The 18824-nt window shown below is 65.0% G+C and carries 17 protein-coding genes; 10 read left to right on the forward strand and 7 right to left on the reverse strand.

Annotated features, from left to right (window positions below):
* Positions 1-51: 51 nt before the first annotated feature.
* On the reverse strand, positions 52-651 hold the full coding sequence (locus tag NGM29_RS10930; protein WP_254156172.1) for a hypothetical protein: 600 nt from the start codon (positions 649-651) through the stop codon (positions 52-54).
* A gap of 93 nt (positions 652-744) precedes the next feature.
* Positions 745-2190 carry a DEAD/DEAH box helicase family protein gene (locus tag NGM29_RS10935; RefSeq protein WP_254156173.1) on the reverse strand — a complete coding sequence of 482 codons (1446 nt, stop codon included), beginning with the start codon at positions 2188-2190 and terminating at the stop codon, positions 745-747.
* Between the two features lie 149 nt (positions 2191-2339).
* Between NGM29_RS10935 and NGM29_RS10940 the strand changes: the two genes are divergently transcribed.
* The 8 genes from NGM29_RS10940 to NGM29_RS10975 all read left to right on the forward strand — a co-directional run bounded on the left by NGM29_RS10940 (position 2340) and on the right by NGM29_RS10975 (position 10760).
* Positions 2340-3698, forward strand: a complete 1359-nt coding sequence (locus NGM29_RS10940) for a nucleotide exchange factor GrpE (protein ID WP_254156174.1) — start codon at positions 2340-2342, stop codon at positions 3696-3698.
* A 149-nt stretch (positions 3699-3847) separates the two neighbouring features.
* Complete coding sequence (locus tag NGM29_RS10945; protein WP_254156175.1) at positions 3848-5602, forward strand: 2-oxoacid:acceptor oxidoreductase subunit alpha; 1755 nt, start codon at positions 3848-3850, stop codon at positions 5600-5602.
* The gene (locus tag NGM29_RS10950; protein ID WP_254156177.1) at positions 5599-6468 is read left to right on the forward strand and encodes a 2-oxoacid:ferredoxin oxidoreductase subunit beta; all 870 of its coding nucleotides are present in this window, start codon (positions 5599-5601) and stop codon (positions 6466-6468) included. Before NGM29_RS10945 ends, NGM29_RS10950 begins: the two co-directional genes overlap by 4 nt.
* Positions 6469-6817: 349 nt before the next feature.
* Positions 6818-7594 carry an electron transfer flavoprotein subunit beta/FixA family protein gene (locus NGM29_RS10955; protein WP_254156179.1) on the forward strand — a complete coding sequence of 259 codons (777 nt, stop codon included), beginning with the start codon at positions 6818-6820 and terminating at the stop codon, positions 7592-7594.
* Positions 7591-8682 (forward strand): electron transfer flavoprotein subunit alpha/FixB family protein, encoded by a 1092-nt coding sequence (locus NGM29_RS10960; RefSeq protein WP_254156181.1) that lies wholly within the window; start codon positions 7591-7593, stop codon positions 8680-8682. Before NGM29_RS10955 ends, NGM29_RS10960 begins: the two co-directional genes overlap by 4 nt.
* 29 nt (positions 8683-8711) lie before the next feature.
* A complete protein-coding gene (locus NGM29_RS10965; RefSeq protein WP_425499261.1) occupies positions 8712-10070 on the forward strand; it encodes an FAD-dependent oxidoreductase in 1359 nt (452 codons plus the stop codon).
* A 1-nt stretch (position 10071) separates the two neighbouring features.
* A complete protein-coding gene (locus tag NGM29_RS10970) occupies positions 10072-10389 on the forward strand; it encodes a ferredoxin family protein (protein ID WP_254156183.1) in 318 nt (105 codons plus the stop codon).
* Positions 10390-10529: 140 nt separating this feature from the next.
* On the forward strand, positions 10530-10760 hold the full coding sequence (locus NGM29_RS10975; protein ID WP_254156184.1) for a hypothetical protein: 231 nt from the start codon (positions 10530-10532) through the stop codon (positions 10758-10760).
* Between the two features lie 136 nt (positions 10761-10896).
* Here NGM29_RS10975 and NGM29_RS10980 read toward each other — a convergent pair whose 3' ends face one another.
* On the reverse strand, positions 10897-11583 hold the full coding sequence (locus NGM29_RS10980; RefSeq protein ID WP_254156185.1) for a DUF6517 family protein: 687 nt from the start codon (positions 11581-11583) through the stop codon (positions 10897-10899).
* Between the two features lie 135 nt (positions 11584-11718).
* On the opposite strand from NGM29_RS10980, the gene NGM29_RS10985 reads away from it, so the two are divergent.
* Positions 11719-12840: a pyridoxal phosphate-dependent aminotransferase gene (locus tag NGM29_RS10985; RefSeq protein WP_254156186.1), complete on the forward strand. Its 1122-nt coding sequence runs from the start codon at positions 11719-11721 to the stop codon at positions 12838-12840.
* 232 nt (positions 12841-13072) lie between these two features.
* On the opposite strand, the gene NGM29_RS10990 is transcribed toward NGM29_RS10985, so the two are convergent.
* Both NGM29_RS10990 and NGM29_RS10995 read right to left on the reverse strand, forming a co-directional pair.
* Positions 13073-13366 (reverse strand): DUF8152 family protein, encoded by a 294-nt coding sequence (locus NGM29_RS10990; RefSeq protein ID WP_254156187.1) that lies wholly within the window; start codon positions 13364-13366, stop codon positions 13073-13075.
* A gap of 106 nt (positions 13367-13472) precedes the next feature.
* The gene (locus NGM29_RS10995; protein WP_254156188.1) at positions 13473-14747 is read right to left on the reverse strand and encodes a S8 family peptidase; all 1275 of its coding nucleotides are present in this window, start codon (positions 14745-14747) and stop codon (positions 13473-13475) included.
* Between the two features lie 270 nt (positions 14748-15017).
* On the opposite strand from NGM29_RS10995, the gene NGM29_RS11000 reads away from it, so the two are divergent.
* Positions 15018-15881, forward strand: a complete 864-nt coding sequence (locus tag NGM29_RS11000) for a UbiA family prenyltransferase (RefSeq protein ID WP_254156190.1) — start codon at positions 15018-15020, stop codon at positions 15879-15881.
* Here NGM29_RS11000 and NGM29_RS11005 read toward each other — a convergent pair.
* Positions 15874-17181, reverse strand: coding sequence for an MFS transporter (locus NGM29_RS11005; RefSeq protein WP_254156192.1), 1308 nt, complete (start codon positions 17179-17181; stop codon positions 15874-15876). The genes NGM29_RS11000 and NGM29_RS11005 overlap by 8 nt on opposite strands.
* 146 nt (positions 17182-17327) lie before the next feature.
* A complete protein-coding gene (locus NGM29_RS11010; protein ID WP_254156194.1) occupies positions 17328-18533 on the reverse strand; it encodes a methionine adenosyltransferase in 1206 nt (401 codons plus the stop codon).
* Positions 18534-18824: the final 291 nt, after the last annotated feature.

An 18824-nucleotide genomic window follows, 5' to 3' on the forward strand; every position in this document is an offset into this window, starting at 1 on the left:
TCCCATCCAGCAGTGAGAACTGGCCGCAGTCGCTTCGGTCGATACGCGATTCTATGCGTCGAGGAGTTCGGCGACGGCCACTTTCCTGGACGTTCGACTCGTTACCAGGACGAACGTCTCCACCCACACGCTCTCACCAGGTTCGATTCGAAGCGCTGGGATATCTCCGAACACGTCGGCAACGGCCGCTCGTGCCGCATCTGTCTCGGGAAGACGGAGAACCGTCTCCTCGAGCCGACATTCCGAAACGTCGCCGAGATCTGCGACCCCCTCGCCGTCCGAAGGGTGGACTTCGACGCGAAACTCCCACGGCGTCATCACGAACGTTCGCCGTTCGTTTCGACGGACTGACCAACCTCGCGATTCCGAGCGCTCGAGCGCCGCTTCGAAATCGGGCACGATCAGACCGAGGTGGTCGAAGTGCGGACGACGGCCGGGGGCGAGTGTAACGTTCACGCCGCCTCGCTGGTGGACCTGGAGTTTGAATCGAAACCCTTCGGGAATTTCGTCGGTCGGCCCGAGGGAAACGCCCTCGCCCCGGACGCTCCCGAACCGCTGATCGAGTGGGAGACCGGCCCGCTCGAGGCGGTTTGCGGCTTCGCCGACGGACGGAGTGTTGAAATGGAGGTGAAAGAGCGTCGATTGCGGCATACGCGAGAGGTAGGACGTGACCGTGATAACGATACGGATGTATCGACCGGTAACCCGTCGTAGACGACGCTTCGGGAGAGCGGCGACCCGAATTCACCGACGGCGGTCGGCGATCGACTCCTCGCTCGTTTCGGCAGCCACGAGTTCGTAGAGGATCGCCCGCCCGCCGTCGTCCTTCGGGCGCAGGATTCGACCGAGTCGCTGAGTGAACTCCCGCTCGCTCCCGCTGCCCGAGAGGACCACCGCGACCGACGCGTCAGGCACGTCGACGCCCTCGTCTAGGACGTTCGAGGTCACGACGCGGGAGTAGGTCCCGTCGCGAAAGCGCTCGAGGATCTCGCGGCGCTCGGCGGTACCGGTCTGGTGGGTGATCACCGGGATCAGAAATCGCTCGCCGACCTCGTAGGCGAGGTCGTTGTAGGCCGTGAAGACGATCGTCCGCTCGCCACGGTGCGTCTCGAGCACCTCCGCGAGGGCCTCGATCTTTCCCTCGGCGCCGAGCATGATCTCGCGAGCGCGCTGGCGGGCCAAGAGCGCCTCCCGCGCAGCCGGGTCGCTCCCCGAGCGCTTGACGAGTTCCTGGTAGTCCGACCCTGACTGCATCCGGATGTTCGAGCGCGCGAGGTAGTCGGTGAAGGTTCCCTGGTGGCGCTCGTAGTTCTCGCGCTCGCGCTCCGTGAGTTCGATCTTCCGCCGTTTCACGTCGTAGGGGGCCAGGTGTTCGCCCGCGAGGTCGTCGGGCGAGAGTCGGTGAACGACGGGACCGACGAGTTCTTCGATCACCTCGTGGGCATCGTCGGGCCGCTCGAACGTCGCGGTCAGTCCTAGCCTAGCCGGTGCGGCCAGTAGCCGGGCGATCTGGCGGTAGCCCTCGCCGCCGAGGTGGTGGACCTCGTCGAAGACGACGAACCCGAACCGGTCGCCGACCGCGTCGGCTTTCAGGTACGCCGAGTCGTACGTCGAGACGGTCAGCGCCTCGAGTCGCTGCTCGCCGCCACCGAATCGGCCGACAGGCACGTCGAACTCCGCCTCGAGTTCTGTCGCCCACTGCTCGAGCAGGTCGATCGTCGGGACGACGACCAGCGTCGGGACTGCGAGGCGCTCGATGGCCTCGATGGCGATGACGGTCTTCCCGCTGCCGGTCGGGAGTTCGAGGACGCCCGCGGGCGCCGGGTGGGACGGGCCGCCGTCGGCGAACGACAGACCCTCCCAGCGGTCCGTCTCGAACCAGCGCTCGAGGGCCGTCCGCTGGTAGGATCGAAGTTCGTACTCGGAGGCAAGCCCCTCGGGCAAGCCGTTAGCCGTTGCGAGAACGCCGTCCTGGACCGATTCGTAGCGTCGGGCGAGCGCCGCTCGAAGTGGAGTGTAGTGGACGGCCTCGGTTCGCAGGGTGTCCGAGCGCGGGTCGAACTCGAGTTCGACGGTGGCCAGTGTGGCGTCCTTGAGGAGCGCCTCGGCTCCTGTCTCGGGCGCCTCGATCCGGATCGTCCCGTCCTCGTACCGGAGACGGATCGACGACGGGGAGCCAACGGGTGACATCGACTACCGACAGTCGGGACGACGAGTACATAATTCCCGTGTTCGTTCACGACGGCTCTGCTGACTCGAGTGATCGACTTGTGGTCCAGAGAATGGAAACGAGAACGCATACCTCAACCCTTTTATTACCGCTGTGCCTTGTCTGGGACATGAGCGAAGACGAGGGCGCAACCCCCACAGCCCAGGGCGTGCCTGCGGAAGGCGATGCCGAACCGGGGACCGAGACCGATGGCGATGGTTCGGACGCCGACGTCGACGACGAGCGTCCGGAGGACCGTGACGAGAACGTCGAGGACTCGCCTGACGGGGAGGACGAAAACGTCGAGAAGGACGCGAACGAGGGGACGTCGAATTCGGCGTCGGACGGTCAGGGGTCCGCAGAGTCCACAGAACCCACGGCAGCACCCCTCGAGGGCGACGCCGACGAAGTACCCCAGACCAGCGACGAGATCCGCGACCTGCTCGAGACCCTGCGGGGCTACGACGACGAAATCGCCCGCGACGTCACCTCCATCGTCGAGATGGCCCGCGAGCTGAACGGGACCGTCATCGACCAGCGCGAGGAACTCGAGGACCTGAGCGAGCGCGTCGAGGCCCAGGCCGAAACCATCGGCGACCTCCAGGACCAACTCGAGGAGCGTGAGGAGGAACTCGCCGACCGCGAGGCGACGATCGAAGAGCACGAAGAACAGATCGAGGACCTCAAGGGCCACGTCAAGCGGACCCAGGCGGACTTCCAGAACTACAAGAAGCGGGCGAAGAAGCGCCAGGAACAGCTCAAAGAGCGCGCGACCGAGGACCTCGTCGGGCGACTCGTCGGTGTTCGCGACAACCTCAAGCGAGCGCTTTCGGAGGAGAGCGGGGACGTCGAGACGCTGCGAGAGGGCGTCGAGATGACGCTTCGCGAGTTCGACCGCGTCCTGGCCGAGGAAAACGTCGAGGAGATCGATCCCGAACCGGGAACCGAGGTCGATCCCCAGCGTCACGAAGTCATGGTGCAAATCGACAGTGACCAGCCAGAGGGGACGATCGCCGAGGTGTTCACGCCCGGCTACGAGATGAGCGAGAAAGTGATCCAGAATGCCCAGGTGACGGTGAGCAACGGCGAACTCGAGGGCGAGGGCGACGACGCGAGTGCAGATGCGGACGACGCAGATGTGGACGCCGACGACGGCAGTCCTGATGACGAATCCCCCGGGGGCGACAGTGATGGCAGTGATGACACTGGCGGCAGTGACGGCAACGACGCCGACGAAGTCAGTGAGGAGGGAGAGCCAGCAATCGACGACGAATCGGGCGAAACTGACGCATCGTTGGACGAGGACGGCGACCTCGAGAACGATAGGAGCGACGTAGACGATGCGGGCAACGACGACGATGCAGGCAACGAGGACGACGATGGCGATACGGGCGATTCTGCGGACGAGACGCCCGACGAAACCGATGACGCGATCGAACTCGGGGGCGAAGTCGCCTCCGAGGACGACCTCGACGACGCCGAGCAGTAGCCCGTCCTTGTGGCTCGACCACGCCGACTCGAGAAAACAGACGGCCGACAAAACATTCACTACGATCGGTGTAAGGACTCCTCTTGAGCGCGGTTTCGGGTGGGGTTTCAGAAGTCTTTTGACGGGCTAGAGGCAACGTTCGCTACGACATGACCGAGGACTTGAACTGGGCTATCGGAGGCGAGGCCGGGGACGGCATCGACTCCACCGGGAAGATCTTCGCCCAGGCACTCTCCAGGGCCGGACGACACGTCTTTACGTCAAAGGATTTCGCGTCGCGAATCCGGGGCGGCTACACCGCCTACAAGATACGCACCTCCACGGACCGCGTCCAGAGTGTCGTCGATCGGCTCGACATTCTCGTCGCGCTCACCCAGCGAACCATCGACGAGAACCTCGACGAACTCCACGAGGGCAGCGCCGTCATCTACGACGGCGAGCGCTCCTGGGACGCCGAGATTCCAGACGAGATCACTGCCGTCGACGTACCGCTCAAATCACTGGCCGAGGAGGCCGGCGGCGCGATCATGCTCAACGTCGTCGCCCTCGGAGCCGCCTGCGAAATCACTGGCTTCGACGTCGCCTACCTCGACGAGGCGCTCGAGAAGCGCTTCGGCGGGAAGGGCTCGAAGATCGTCGACAACAACAAAGACGCCGCCCGCAAGGGACGGGACTACGTCCGGGAGAACTACGACCTGGATCTGGGTTACGCCCTCGAGACGACCGACGAGGATTACGTCCTGCTCAATGGCGACGAGGCCATCGGGATGGGTGCGCTCGCCGCCGGCTGTCGCTTCTACGCCGGTTACCCGATCACGCCCGCGACGAACGTGATGGAGTACCTGATCGGGCGAATCGAACAGTACGGCGGCCACGTCGTCCAGGCCGAGGACGAACTCTCGGCGATCAACATGGCCCTCGGCGCGGCCCGCGGCGGCGCCCGGTCGATGACCGCGACTTCCGGCCCCGGCATCGACCTGATGGCCGAGACGTTCGGCCTCGTGGCGACCAGCGAGACGCCGCTGGTCATCGTCGACGTGATGCGCTCGGGCCCGTCGACGGGGATGCCGACCAAGCAGGAACAGGGCGACCTGAACATGACCCTCTACGGTGGCCACGGCGAGATTCCGCGCTTCGTCGTCGCCCCGACGACCATCGACGAGTGCTTCTGGAAGACCGTCGAGGCGTTCAACTACGCCGAGAAGTACCAGACGCCCGTCTACGTCGTCGCCGACCTCGCGCTGGCGGTCACCGAACAGACGTTCTCCCCCGAGACGTTCGACATGGACGCCGTCGAAATCGACCGCGGAAACTTGCTCGAGGACGACCAGGTCTCCGAGTGGCTCGACGACCAGGGCCACTTCCGCGCCCACGCCGCCACCGAGGACGGCATCAGTCCGCGCGCGATTCCCGGCATGACCGACGGCGCGCACATGAGCACGGGTCTCGAGCACGACGAACTCGGGCGCCGAACAGAGGATACCGAAGTCCGCGTCGAACAGGTCGACAAGCGCAACCGCAAGGTCGAGACCGCGAAGGCCGAAGAAGAGTGGGACTACCGCGAGTTCGGCGACGAAGACGCCGACAACCTCGTCGTCTCCTGGGGCTCCAACGAAGGCGCGCTCCGGGAAGCCGTCGCCTTGCTCGAGGACGAGGACGTCCCAGTCCGGGTCATCTCGGTGCCCTACCTCTTCCCGCGACCCGACCTGAACGAGGAGTTCGAGGCCGCCGACGACGTCATCGTCGTCGAGTGTAACGCGACCGGCCAGTTCGCCGACGTGCTCGAGCACGACACGCTCCAGCGGGTCAAGCGCATCAACAAGTACACCGGCGTGCGGTTCAAGGCAGATGAACTCGCCGAGGAAATTACTGCGAAACTGAACGAGGAGGTGCCAGCACAATGAGTTCCCAATCAGAGGTACGATTCACCGACTTCAAATCCGACAAGCAACCGACCTGGTGTCCCGGCTGTGGCGACTTCGGGACGATGAACGGCATGATGAAGGCCCTCGCGAACACGGGCAACGATCCCGACAACACCTTCCTGGTGGCCGGCATCGGCTGCTCGGGGAAAATCGGGACCTACATGCACAGCTACGCCATCCACGGCGTCCACGGCCGGGCCCTGCCCGTCGCGACGGGCGTGAAGATGGCCCGACCCGACATCGAGGTCATGGCCGCCGGCGGCGACGGCGACGGCTACTCGATCGGGGCCGGCCACTTCGTCCACGCTACCCGGCGAAACGTCGACATGACCTACGTCGTCATGGACAACCGCATCTACGGGCTGACGAAGGGACAGGCCTCGCCGACCTCGCGATCCGACTTCGAGACGTCGACGACGCCCGAAGGGTCCCAGCAGCCGCCGGTCAACCCTCTCGCGCTCGCGCTCGCCTCGGGGGCGACGTTCATCGCCCAGTCGTTCGCCTCGGACGCGATCCGCCACGCCGAGATCATCGAAGAGGCCATCGAGCACGACGGTTTCGGCTTCGTCAACGTGTTCAGCCCCTGCGTGACGTTCAACGACGTCGACACCTACGACTACTTCCGTGACTCGCTCGTCGACCTGAAGGAGGAGGACCACGACCGCCACGATTACGAGGCGGCCAAGGGGGTCATCCTCGACGCCGATAAGGAGTACCAAGGTGTGATGTACCAGAACGAGAACTCGATTCCCTACCACGAGCGACACGGGGTTACCGAGAACATGGCGGAGATTCCGGATGGCGCGCCCGAGAACGCCATGGATCTCGTTCGCGAGTTCTACTGACTCGCTGACTCGCCGACGCGACCGTCTATCGACCCGTTTTTGATTGGCAACATAGCCGTGGACTCACTTCTGGGCTGAGACTACTTGCGGCACCGACCTGAGCGAGAACAGCCCTCGAGCGAGAGCACTGCTCGAGTGCAATGCCATCGACGACTCGAGTTCGGTTGTAGCCCGAACAGACGTCGGCTACCCGTCGACGACCCGTCATCGGGGAGTTCCCCTGGGGCCGCCGTCTGCTGGAAATCGGCCGAACGTGTTCGATATCTGATTTTGTGATTCCTTCCCACGGGTTGGGAATCAACGCCCGTTATGATCGATACGGGACGGCTACCTCGAGGTAGGTGAGTAAATGACCTGGACAATCGTCGTCGGCGTCAAGCAAGTACCCGACGCCAAGGAGGTGGGAATCGATCCCGACACCGGCCGGCTGGACCGGGCGAACGCCCCCGCCGTGATGAACCCGCCGGATCGGCATGCTCTCGAGGCCGCGCTCTCGATCAAAGACGTCGTCGACGCTCGCGTCGTGGCGATTACGATGGGGCCGCCGATGGCCACGCCGGTGCTCGAGGAGGCGGTCGCGATGGGCTGTGACGACGCAGTCCTCATCACGGACCGCGCGTTCGCGGGTAGCGACACCTGGCCGACGAGCCTGACCCTCGCGAGCGCGGCCGACACACTCGGGGCGGACGTCGTCGTCTGCGGTGAGGAGACCACCGATTCCTCGACGGGACAGGTCCCGCCGGGAATCGCGGCGCACAACGGGTGGGCGCAGTTGACTTACGTCGAGGACCTCGAGCCCCGCCCCGACGAGGACCGGCTGGTCGCGGTCCGCGACGTCGAAGGCGGCTACGAGCGGGTGGCTGCGGAGCTACCGGTGGTCGTCGCCGTCGCCTACGGCGAGTTCGACCCCCGTCCCGCCGGCCTTCACCGGAAACTCTACGCCGAGAACGACTTCGAGCCAATCGAGTGGACGGCCGCGGATCTGGGCATCGAAGACGAGGTCGGCCTCGACGTTTCGCCGACCTCCGTCGGCGGGATGGAGACTGTCGACCCCGTCGACCGACGCGGCGAGGTCGTCGACGACGTCGACGAGTTGGCCAGCCGCCTCGCGGAGGTGATCGCATGAGCGCTAGCGACGATGCCAACGACACCAACGACACCAACGACACCAACGGCGCCGACGATGCCGGCGGCATCGACCTCGAGGCCTACGCGGACGTCTGGGTATTCGTCGAAGTCCACGACGGCGACGTGATGGCCGTCTCCTGGGAGCTCCTCGAGGAGGGCAAGAAACTCACGGCAAAGACGGGCGAGGACCTCGTCGCGCTCGTCATCGGGGAGGACCTCGACGCCGTCGTTCGCGAGGCGCTCGAGCGAGGGGCCGACCGCGTGCTCGTCGCCGACGACCCGGTCTTCGAGCCCTATCGGGCCGATCCCTACGGCGCGCAGTTCCGGGCGATGGTCGAGGAGCGAAAACCGTCGATCGTCCTCATCGGGGGGACGCACACGGGCCGTGACTTCGCCGGACGAGTCGCCGTGCCGACCCACGCCGGGTTGACGGCCGACGTGACCGAAATCGACGTCGACGACGACGGCCTGTTGCAGGCGCGACGGCCCGCGTTCGGTGGCGACATCCTCGCGACCATCCTCTGTGAGGAACACCGTCCCCAGATGGCGACCGTTAGGCCGGGCGTCTTCGAGCCCGGCGAGCCGGACCTGGACGGCGACTTCGCGACTGTCGACGAGGCGATCACTGCAGTCGACGTCGTCGTCGACGAGTCCGAGACGATCAGCGAGGTTCTCGAGCGCAATGTCGGCGACACCACCGACATCACCGAGGCCGACCGTATCGTCGCCGTCGGTGCCGGGATCGAGGGCGACCTCGAGCCCGCAATCGACCTCGCGGAGGCCCTCGGCGCCGAACTGGTGGCGAGCCGTGCCGCCGTGGACGAAGGCTGGGTCGACGGATCGAGGCAGGTCGGTCAGACGGGCAAGACCGTCCGACCCGAGTTGTACGTCGCCCTCGGAATCAGCGGCGCCATTCAGCACGTCGAGGGGATGAACAAGTCGGGAACGGTGATCGCGATCAACACCGACCCGAACGCCCCGATCTTCGAACACGCGGACTACGGCATCGTCGGCGACTTCGCCGACGTGTGCCCGAGGCTCGCGAAGTCGCTTCGCGAGCGCGACCTAGCGGAGGTGATGCCGTGACTGACCACCAATCGATCGACGGCCCCCAACTGCTCGACGAGCGCGCGGGCGACGCCGCGCTCGAAGCGCCGAACTACGACAACGAATTCGATGCCATCGTCGTCGGGGCCGGCCTCGCCGGGAGCGCCGCCGCCCTGACGATGGCCAACCGCGGACTCGAGCCACTGCTCGTCGAACGCGGATCGTACCCGGGGGCGAAGAACGTCTTCGGTGGCGTCCTCTACACGCCGACGATCCGCGAGCTGGTCGACCTGGACGCGGCGCCCCTTGAGCGCTACGTCGCCGAGAAGCGCTTCAGCATGCTGAGCCACGACGACGAGACGGCAATCTCGCTCAAGCCCGGCGAGTGGCACCGCGAGCCGCACAACGACTCCTACACGGTCTACCGCGGCGAGTTCGACGAGTGGTTCGCCGACCAGGCCGTCGAGGCCGGGGCCACCCTCGTGACGGAGACCACCGTCACCGGTGTGATCCGTGAGGGAGGCGACATCGTCGGCGTCGAGACCGACCGCCCCGACGGTGCGATTCGGGCGCCGTACGTCGTGCTCGCCGAGGGCGGCAACTCGCTCGTGAGCGAAGGTGCTTCCCTCAAATCGCCTGAATCGCGCGAGAATATCGCTGTCGCCGCCAAAGAAGTCCTCGAGTTCCCCGAGCGATCGGGCGTGATCGAGGACCGGTTCCGGCTCGTCGGCGACGCCGGCGTCTCCTACCAGTACTTCGGCGAAGGAGCCGTCGGCGAGGCCTACGGCGGCGGGTTCATCTACACGAACGGCGACACGGTGAGCGTCGGCGTGGCCTACAGCCTCGAGGACGCGGCGACGAAGCGCCAGTCCCCCGAGGAGACGCTGAACCTGTTCAAGAGCCACCCGGCGGTCGCACCGTTGCTCAGAGGCGCCCGCACCGTCGAGTACGGCGCGAAGACGATCCCCGAGGGTGGGGCGGAGTCGATGCCCAGCCTCGTCCACAACGGGGCCGTCATCGTCGGCGACGCCGCCGGCCTCGTGCTCAACAACGGCGTTCACCTCGAGGGGACGAACATGGCCGTCGAGAGCGGTTACTACGCCGGCACGGCCATCGTGGAAGCGGCCGAGCGGGGTCGCACCGAGGCCTCGGCGCTCGAGTCCTATTCCGAACGACTCGAGGACTCATTCGTGGTCCAGAATCTCGAGCGGTACGCGTGGCTCCAGGACCGGGTCGAAGAGGATCGCGAACTCCTGTTCGAACAGTTGCCGCGAGCGATCGCCGACGCGAGTAGCGAGTACTTCACGATGGATCGACGACCGAAGGAGATGCACGCGAAAGCCGCGAAGCAGCGCGTCTTCGACACCCTCGGCGGGTGGAAAGGGGCGACGAAACTGGCCCTACGATACCGAAAACTGGTGAAATAAGATGAGCGTCAGCCCACAGGCACCCGAGATCGAGAACGATTCGATGGAAGACCGCCTCTACACGGTGAAGTACGAGGACCCCGGCGACTCACACCTGGACGTGAAGGTGGCGAGCATCTGCGCGGATTCGTGTGAGACCGCCGACTGCGTCTCCATCTGTCCCGCGGACGTCTGGCGGCGCGAAGACGGCGAGGGCGTGCCGACGATCGCCTACGAGAACTGCCTCGAGTGCTCGAGTTGTCGCTTCGCCTGTCCCTACGACAACGTCAGCTGGGAGTACCCGAAGACGGGAGCCGGCGTGACGTACAAACGCGGATAGCGGGACAGCGCGGACAGCAGGGTCGACCCGCTCGAGTACCCCGATGCCTCATGCCTCTTGCATGAATCGTTCCCGACGACTGGGAACCGCCGCCTTTCTTCATGGGTGTGTGGAACATACACACGAGTGAGGGATCCACTATGACCGACGCACTCACGCCCCGTCCGACGTCGAGCCGCATTGGAACGATCGAACAGGCGGCCGTCACGGCCTACGACGCACTCGAGGCCGCGGGCTGTACCAGTATCGATACGAAGGTTCCGTATCAGAGCCGCGCGACCTGGATCGTGCCGGCGGCGACCGACCAGGGTCGTCGACACGTCCACATCGATCCGCGGACAGGACACACGAAAATCGCCCGACAGGACTGAGGACGCGTGTCGTCGGTCGAGAATTTTTGCGGTTGCACTCGGTGAGTGCGCTCTCACGTCGCGCGCGAGGGTACGGCCTACGGTCTACGTCCCTCGTCGGCGACGACCCCTCAGATCGCTTGCCGGCGACGAAACCTCAGGCCCCCTCGTCCGTCTCCGGTGCAGGCACGTCTCGAGACGCCGGATGTTCGACCGACCGCATTAGATCCTCGATGTAGACTCCCTCATCTGGAAGCTGCGTCGGGAAGCCACCGACCAGCACGATCAGGTCGTCGTCGTGAGTGAATTTCGTGACCCAGAGGGTGATCTCGAGGCGTTCGTCTTCGAACTGGGCCTCGGAGGCGAACTCGTCGACGGTCCGGTTCGCGCCCAGAATGCCGAGGGCGAACGACTCGCCCGTCGGTTGCGGTTCGGCGAGTCCGTCGAACTCACCCTCGAGTTCGCCGCCGAGTTCCTCGAGCAGTTCGTCGGTATCCATGTCGGCGAGCGGGTTCATTGCCTTTCCTCCGACCGACATCTCCGGCATGGAGATGGCGGCGAAGACGGCGGCGTCACGGCTCTGTCCCTGTATCGTCACCTCGTTCGTGTACGCGACCGACCAGGCCGAGGCGGCGATTTCTCGGCCGGCAGCCTCCTCGGTCACGCGTTGCCAGCCCGACTGGTACTCGGCGTAGCCCGTCGATTCGAGGGTCGCTTCGGCGGGGAGCACCGGTTCGGCGGTGTACTCGAGTGGTTCGTTTCCCAGCAGAAAGTCGAGACAGCCGGCCGTCGCCGCGAGCACCCCGGTACCGGCGCCAGCCAGGACCGATCTCCGGTTGATCATTACCGGTAACAGTCACAGCGGAGGTATATGCGTTCTGGCTACCAGTCGGACAGACGACAGATATCCGGGGTCGGCTCGAGGAGGTGTCGAGGGAACGTATCAACAGTTATCGGGGTGGGCCACGCGCGTTCTGGTATGACGGCATTTTCCAGCCGAGTGGAGGCGGTGTCGATCAGCGGAATCCGCGAAGTGTTCGAAGCAGCGGGCGAGGACGCGATCAACCTCGGCATCGGACAGCCGGACTTCCCGACCCCCGAGCACGCTCGCCAGGCGGCCGTCGACGCTATCGAGGCTGGGAAGGCCGATGCCTACACCTCCAACAAGGGCACCCTCGAGTTGCGCGAGGCCATCTCCGAGAAGTACGACCGCGACTACGGCCTCGACGTCGACCCGGGCGACGCCATCGTCACCGCGGGCGGCAGCGAGGCACTCCACCTCGCGCTCGAGGCGCACGTCGACCCCGGTCAGGAGGTCATCTTCCCGGACCCGGGCTTCGTCGCCTACGACGCCCTGACCCGGCTCGCGAGCGGAACGCCGAAGCCGGTCGACTTGCGCGAGGACCTGACCCTCGACCCCACCGACGTCGAGGACGCGATCACCGACGACACGGCCGCCTTCGTCGTCAACAGTCCCGGTAATCCGACGGGGGCCGTCCAGAGCGAGGCCGACATGCGGGAGTTCGCCCGAATCGCCGACGAACACGACGTACTCTGCATCTCCGACGAGGTGTACGAACACATCGTCTTCGACGGCGAACACCACTCCCCGATGGAGTTCGCGAGTACCGACAACGTCGTCGTCGTCAGCGCGTGCTCGAAGACCTACTCGATGACCGGCTGGCGGCTAGGCTGGGTCGTCGGCTCGAACCGCCGCATCGAGCGCATGCTCCGGGTTCACCAGTACTGCCAGGCCTGTGCCTCCGCGCCCGCCCAGTACGCCGCCGAGGCCGCCCTCACGGGTCCACAGGACCCCGTCGAGGAGATGGTCGCCGCTTTCGAGGAACGTCGCGACGTCGTCGTCGAGGGTCTCGAGGCGGCCGGACTCGAGGTTCCGACGCCCAAGGGCGCGTTCTACGTGATGCCGAAAGTTCCCGAGGGCTGGTGCGACGAGGTCCTCTCCCGCGACGTCGTCGTCGTCCCCGGCGAAGCCTTCGGCGAAAACGGTGCGGGCTACGCCCGACTCTCCTACGCGACCAGCATGGACAAACTCGAGGAGGCTCTCGAAGTCATCCAGGAAGCGACCGAAGCTGTGCGGTAAGCTCGGTACATATAGCGGAACTACCCCGGTAGTTAGCGGACCACAATAGGAGGAATAGCCACAATAGGTGGAGTGGGTGAGATAAGCGAAATAAATCGGGAGGGCGGGCAGATCCCTTCGGATGATAGATTACCTGACCAGCGTCGATACGTAACTATAGAATCAGTAGCGAACTAGTACATTTTTTGAAGTAATGCAGCTAGTACGATGCAGTCAGTAGTACTGCTCACGCTTACCCCTCGCTCGAGTCAGCCAGAACCGCCGTGCACAGCTCCCGAGCGGATTCGAGATGTCCCTTCGCTCTCTCGTTCTCGGGCGAGTCCGCTTCCGCGAGCAAATGTGCGACCTGTCGAACTCGCTTTCGACTCGTCGCCTCGTCCAGGTCGTTTACCGCGGCGTCGCGGGCCACGGCCTCGGCTTCGCCGAGCCAGCGGTTCGTCCGGCGGTCGATGGGGAGTTCGGCCGTGGCCTCGAGGTGATCGTGGAGCCGATGGAGGCGAGCCTCGAGGGAGTCCGGGTCAGCCATCGGTTCACGTACGAACGCCAGCAACGTGGCTGTTCTGGACCGTCGACTCCCTGATTACTGAATCGAACGCGAAGAAAAGTGATCGAGGCGAATCGGCCTTAGATGCCTAGAGGCGCTCGACCGTCTTCAGCGCGTTCGTCCGACCGGCCCCGAACTCGGGGTCGCTTCGACCGTCCGTTCCCTCGGCGCCCTGAGCGATTGCGTCCCAGACTCGTCGAGTGTTGCTTCCGGGCGCGAGTTCACGAACGAGTCCGGCGAGGCCGGTGACCTGCGGGGCGGCCATAGAAGTACCGGCAAGCCAGGCGTAGCCACCGGGAACGGTCGAGTACACGAGGTTGGTGGGATACGGCCACTCAACCTCGTCGGGGTCCTCGTTGAGGGTCTTCTCGAGGGTCTCGTACCCGCCGCCTGGCGCGCCGACGGCGATCTCGTTCGACCCGTAGTTCGAGTAGAACGCGCGCTCGTCGTTCGGCGCCGTCGCGCTCACCGAGAGGACCCCCGAAAGGCTGTTGGGGAGCGTGAAGAGGCCACTCTGCTGGAGGTTCGCATCGGAGTTGCCCGCAGAGCCGACGAGTAAGGTTCCGGCGCTCGTGACTGATTGGGCAATGGGTTCCATAATCCGACGATACTGGTCGGCGTTCGCCGCCGGCGGGATCGGATCCGTACCGATGCTCATGTTCGCGGCGTCGGCACCGATTTCCGCGGCGTACTCCATGCCGGTAAGAATGTCGCCGAAAGTGGCCCCACCCTCGGCGCCGAAGACGCGAATCGAGACGATAGTCGCGTCGGGTGCCGTACCGAGCATGCCGACGCTGCCGTTGGCGGCCGTCGTCCCGGCCACGTGCGTGCCGTGATACCCGACGTCGCCCGTGTGGTCGCCGACCTGTCCCTCGATGATCGATACGCTCCGTTCGGTGTCGACGGTGAGATCCGGATGCGTGTCGTCGACGCCGGTGTCGATGATTGCGACGGTCTGACCAGCGCCGGTGGCGTGATCGTGGGCCTCCCTGACCTGCTGTACCTGTTTGTCCCAGAGGTACTGGTCGTAGACCTGATCGACCGCCGTGCTGTTTTCCGTGTCCGCCATTTCGACGAGGGCGGGCGTCTCCAGTTCGAACGCGAGGTCGCGTAGTGCGAGCGAGACGCCGCTGACGGACTCGAGATCGTCGGTAGCATCTGCCGGCCCGGTCGCGAGGAGCACGCGGCCGTTCGCGAGTGAAGAGCGAACGTCGAACCCGGCGGCCGAGACGGCATCGGCCGCGTCACCCGTTGTCCTGGCGAGGTAGCGCGCCTGTCCGTCGCTCGCGCTCGCGAGTCCAGCAAACGTTATCGTAGCACCCAGTGCACCCAGTCCCTGCAAGAGTGATCGTCGTGTCGTCATTGTGTGTGAATGTCCCGTGAGAGGGATAGTATAACACAGGCTACTACCAGTATATATGTTATGTGCTTGCACGTGAGATGAAAGTGACCGATAGCTATACTTCGGCGGGTTCGTCAACCTCGTAACTTCGACAGGAACCGATATACTTCAAGGCCGAATCGACGACTGCTCTGGATTGCACCAACTACGTATTGAGGTATCCCACAGTCGTGTTCTCGCGATTCGAAACACCCCTCCGGTATTATGTTTCGGGCGAACGTCTGGGGAACTATGGCACTCGCCAGACGCGGGTCCGGACTCGGAGCGGGCGCTCGAGCGTACTGGTCACAGGTGCATCCGGTATTCATGTTGCCGCCGCTCGCCGCGTCGCTATTCGGTGCAGTTCTCGCTCGAGGGATCGACCCCGGCGTCGCGGGCGTGCACGTCCTCGCGATGTTCGCGGCGGTCTACACTGCCCACCTCAAGGACGGCTACGTCGACTTCCACGTTCGGGGCGAGGACAACGACCACCCGCTCACCGTCGCCGGCTGTCGCGTCGGTCTCCTTGCGTCGTCGCTCCTGTTCGCCGCGTGCTGTCTCTTCCTGTTCGTCGCCGTAAACTGGGTCGCCGTTGCGCTCACCGTTCCGACGTGGCTCGTCGCCTACCACCACGCGCCACAACTCGACACGAACCCGCTCACGGCGACGACCGGCTACCCGCTGGGAATCGCCCTGAGCGTTCTCGGCGGGTACTACGTGCAGGCGACTGGGATCAGCCTCCTCGCGCTCGGCTTCGCAGTCGTCTTCCTCGTCTTGCTGTCGGGAATCAAGGTGATCGACGACACACAGGATTACGACTACGACCGGTCAATTCGGAAGCGAACCGTCGCCGTCGTCGTCGGTCCGGATCGGGCCTACACCGTCGCCTACGGACTGATGGTCACGGGACTGCTCGTCGTCACGAGCCTGGCCGTTACCCGCGTGTTCCCTCCCTCGAGCGTGCTCGCCGTGCTCGCGTTTGGCGCGGTCGCCGTCGTCGCCCGGCGGGCGGAACCGGAACTGGCGACGATGCTCCTCATCCGGGGGTCGTACGTCTTTCTCGCCGTCCTGGTCGCCGCGGTCTGGTTCGAACCGCTCGAGGCGTTGTTTAGATAATCGACTCCTCGACGGACGGACTAACGCTCCCCGTGTGAACGTAGATGCCGACGACCAGGAGGAGTCCCGCGAGGAGGGCGATTCCCGCGCTGGCGGCGTACATCACCTCGAAGCCGATAGTCCTCGCCAGCGGGAGGGACACCAGGGGGCCGAGTCCACCGCCGACGTCTCCGAGCACGTTGTTGGTTCCCATCGCTCGCCCCATTCGGTCTTCGGGCGTGAGGTCGGCCAGAAGTGCGGTCAGCGGGCCGCCCACGCCACCCTGTCCGGCACCGATCAGCGCACAGCCGACGACGACGGCGGCGAACGAGCCCGCGAGGGTCAACACCAGGAAGCCGACCGCGTTCAACGCGAGGAAGCCGACGAGAACCGGCACGCGAGCGCCGACGGTGTCGCTCGCGACGCCGCCCGAGATGGTGAAGATGGCGCCCATCAGCACGGTGATCGCCATGAGCATCCCCGAGGTACCCTGCTCCCCGAAGTTGATCGCGTACCCGAGTACGTCGGTCGATATGGTGAGCGACTCGGCCCCGAGGTAGAGCACCAGCGTCGAGAACAGGATGCCGACGTAGGCGAAGTAGAGCCCAAAGTTTACGAAGCCGACCGTCAGCGCCGGCACCGTCACCTCGAGGTCGAGCGGGCTCACCGACGTGTCGTGCTCCTCGACGTGGGTCTCCGGAACCACGGCGTAGGCGATGACGCTCGCCAGCCCGGCAAAGGCCGCCGCGAGGACGAACGCCGTCGAGTTGCCGTACACCTCGCTCGCGATCCCGCCGAGTACCAGTCCCGCCGGAAACCCGAACGTGATTCCCGCCCGGACGATGCCCATGCTCGTCCCGCGAGAGTCGGCCTCGCTCACGTCCGCGGTGATGGTGTAGGCCGTCGCAAACACGAGCGCGCTTCCGAGGCCCCAGAGAACCCTGGCGAGCACGAACCACGCTTCCGGGCTCGAGGAAACGACGCCCACCGCCGAACCGAGGGGCGTGTCGGGCCTCGAGGCGTAAATCGCGAGCACGTAGCCGAAGGTGGCCACGCCCTCGATCGCCAGTCCGACGACGAACGGTGTGCGGGTACCGATCCGGTCGATGAGCACGCCTGCAGGCGCGTTCGCCACCAGCCGCGTCCAGCGGTTCGCCGAGAGGATGAGTCCCACCATGACCGCCGAGATGCCGAGCACCTCGCCGAGGTTCGGCAAAATTGGGAAGACGACCCCGCCGCCGAAGCCGACGAAGAAGGTACTCGCGACGACGGCGAACACGACGCGGCGAGGGTCAGGTTCGGCAGGGCTCGAGTCGGGCACGGCGAGACACTCAGTATTTCGTTTCGAGACACGGTGGATGCCCGTTTGGTTCTTGCGAAGGCGGCACTCGAGGGACGAACGCGAGTGTTCGACGACGCTGATGAGAAGTGGTGTTTCCAGACGCGTTCAGGCGCCACCGGACACGTTCAGAACGTATCCAGCTCGCCGTCGATGACGCGCTGGGTGATGTCCGTCACGTTCGCGAGGCCGTCGTCGACGATGGCCTCGATTTCGGGGCGGACGGTCTCGAGATCGACGTCGTCCTCGGTGACGACGTGGACGTCCGCGACGTGGGGTTCGTCGATCGGTCGCCCGATCTGGCTCAGGAGGCGCACGCGGAGGTCGCGGATGCCGTCGACTTCGCTCACGACGTTCTCGGCGATGTCCGTCGAGAGGAGGTTGTAGATCTTGCCGATGTGGTTGACCGGGTTCTTCCCGCTCGTGGCCTCCATCGACATCGACCGATTGGGAGTAATGAGGCCGTTGGCACGGTTGCCGCGGCCGACGGACCCGTCGTCGCCTTGTTCGGCAGAGGTACCGGTAACGGTCAGGTAGATCGACCCTGCCTCGACGGCGTCGGCGGTGTTGACGTAGACCGAGACGTCGCGGTCGGTGTACTCGCTCGCGACGTCGGCGACGTACTCGCGTACCGACGCGACGGCGTCGACGTAGGCGTCCATGTCGGGCACGTGCTCGTCGATCATCGCTGCGGCGACGGTCACGTCGATGCTGTCGCCCTCGCGCTTGCCCATGATCTTCACGTCCGAACCGAGGTACGGGTTCTCGGCGGCGAACTCGCGGTTGAGTCGCTGTTCGGCGTTGTAGACGATCTCTTCGGTCTCCGACAGCGGCGCGTGACCGACGCCGAAGCTCGTGTCGTTGGCCATCGGTACCTGTACTTCTTCCTCCCCGAAGACGTCCTGCAGGTCGCCGCTCCCCTCGCCCAGTTTCACGTCGACCACGACATCTTCGCCGAAGGTGAGCTTGGGTATCTCGGCCTCGAGGTACTCCCGGGCAGCCGTCAGCGCGATGCGCTCGGTGGGGATGGTCTGGCCCTCGTAGTGTTTGGTCGCGCGACCGACGATCAGAATGTAGATGGGGTCGACGACTTCGCCGCCGCCGAAGGCGGGGGCGGCCTCACCGGCGACCAGCTGGGTCTCGTCCGTGTTGAAGTGAAGCACCTTCCCGACCCGGTCGAGGTATTCGCGGGCGAGTGCGCTACCGACGCTCTCGGCGATTCCGTCGCAGATCGAGTCGGGGTGACCGATCCCCTTTCGCTCGACGATTTCGACCTCCTGGTCCTCGACCGCTCGACGGTCGATCCGTTCGACCCTGATGTTCCGTTCGCTCATTACACGAGGTTGCGCTGGGGTGGTTCTATAACTTGCGAAAACGTTGACGGACGGAAATATGCGGCGAGGTTATACACCGATGGCCGGGTCTGTGCATCGTTCGACTGTCGAATACTCGCGTATTCGCGTCCCACGGTGTACTGGTGCAAGACCTGTCGACGTCGGTGCTGTCTGCTCCTTTCGAAGGCCCAGTGCGACCGATACAGGAAGGAGAAACGGTGGTGAGCGCGACTCGTTGACCGAAACCGATTTACCAGCTAGTGTTGACGTATTTTCATGTCCTCCATCCAC

This window comes from Natronosalvus rutilus (assembly GCF_024204665.1).
GTDB classification, from domain to species: domain Archaea; phylum Halobacteriota; class Halobacteria; order Halobacteriales; family Natrialbaceae; genus Natronosalvus; species Natronosalvus rutilus.

Coding starts and splice junctions, on each gene's coding strand:
- NGM29_RS10990 (WP_254156187.1), bottom strand. CDS start 13,366: ATGGCTGACCCGGACTCCCTCGAGGCTCGCCTCCATCGGCTCCACGAT.
- NGM29_RS11000 (WP_254156190.1), top strand. CDS start 15,018: ATGGCACTCGCCAGACGCGGGTCCGGACTCGGAGCGGGCGCTCGAGCG.
- NGM29_RS10995 (WP_254156188.1), bottom strand. CDS start 14,747: ATGACGACACGACGATCACTCTTGCAGGGACTGGGTGCACTGGGTGCT.
- NGM29_RS10940 (WP_254156174.1), top strand. CDS start 2,340: ATGAGCGAAGACGAGGGCGCAACCCCCACAGCCCAGGGCGTGCCTGCG.
- NGM29_RS10975 (WP_254156184.1), top strand. CDS start 10,530: ATGACCGACGCACTCACGCCCCGTCCGACGTCGAGCCGCATTGGAACG.
- NGM29_RS10970 (WP_254156183.1), top strand. CDS start 10,072: ATGAGCGTCAGCCCACAGGCACCCGAGATCGAGAACGATTCGATGGAA.
- NGM29_RS11010 (WP_254156194.1), bottom strand. CDS start 18,533: ATGAGCGAACGGAACATCAGGGTCGAACGGATCGACCGTCGAGCGGTC.
- NGM29_RS10935 (WP_254156173.1), bottom strand. CDS start 2,190: ATGTCACCCGTTGGCTCCCCGTCGTCGATCCGTCTCCGGTACGAGGAC.
- NGM29_RS10985 (WP_254156186.1), top strand. CDS start 11,719: ATGACGGCATTTTCCAGCCGAGTGGAGGCGGTGTCGATCAGCGGAATC.
- NGM29_RS10930 (WP_254156172.1), bottom strand. CDS start 651: ATGCCGCAATCGACGCTCTTTCACCTCCATTTCAACACTCCGTCCGTC.
- NGM29_RS10955 (WP_254156179.1), top strand. CDS start 6,818: ATGACCTGGACAATCGTCGTCGGCGTCAAGCAAGTACCCGACGCCAAG.
- NGM29_RS10980 (WP_254156185.1), bottom strand. CDS start 11,583: ATGATCAACCGGAGATCGGTCCTGGCTGGCGCCGGTACCGGGGTGCTC.
- NGM29_RS10950 (WP_254156177.1), top strand. CDS start 5,599: ATGAGTTCCCAATCAGAGGTACGATTCACCGACTTCAAATCCGACAAG.
- NGM29_RS10960 (WP_254156181.1), top strand. CDS start 7,591: ATGAGCGCTAGCGACGATGCCAACGACACCAACGACACCAACGACACC.
- NGM29_RS10945 (WP_254156175.1), top strand. CDS start 3,848: ATGACCGAGGACTTGAACTGGGCTATCGGAGGCGAGGCCGGGGACGGC.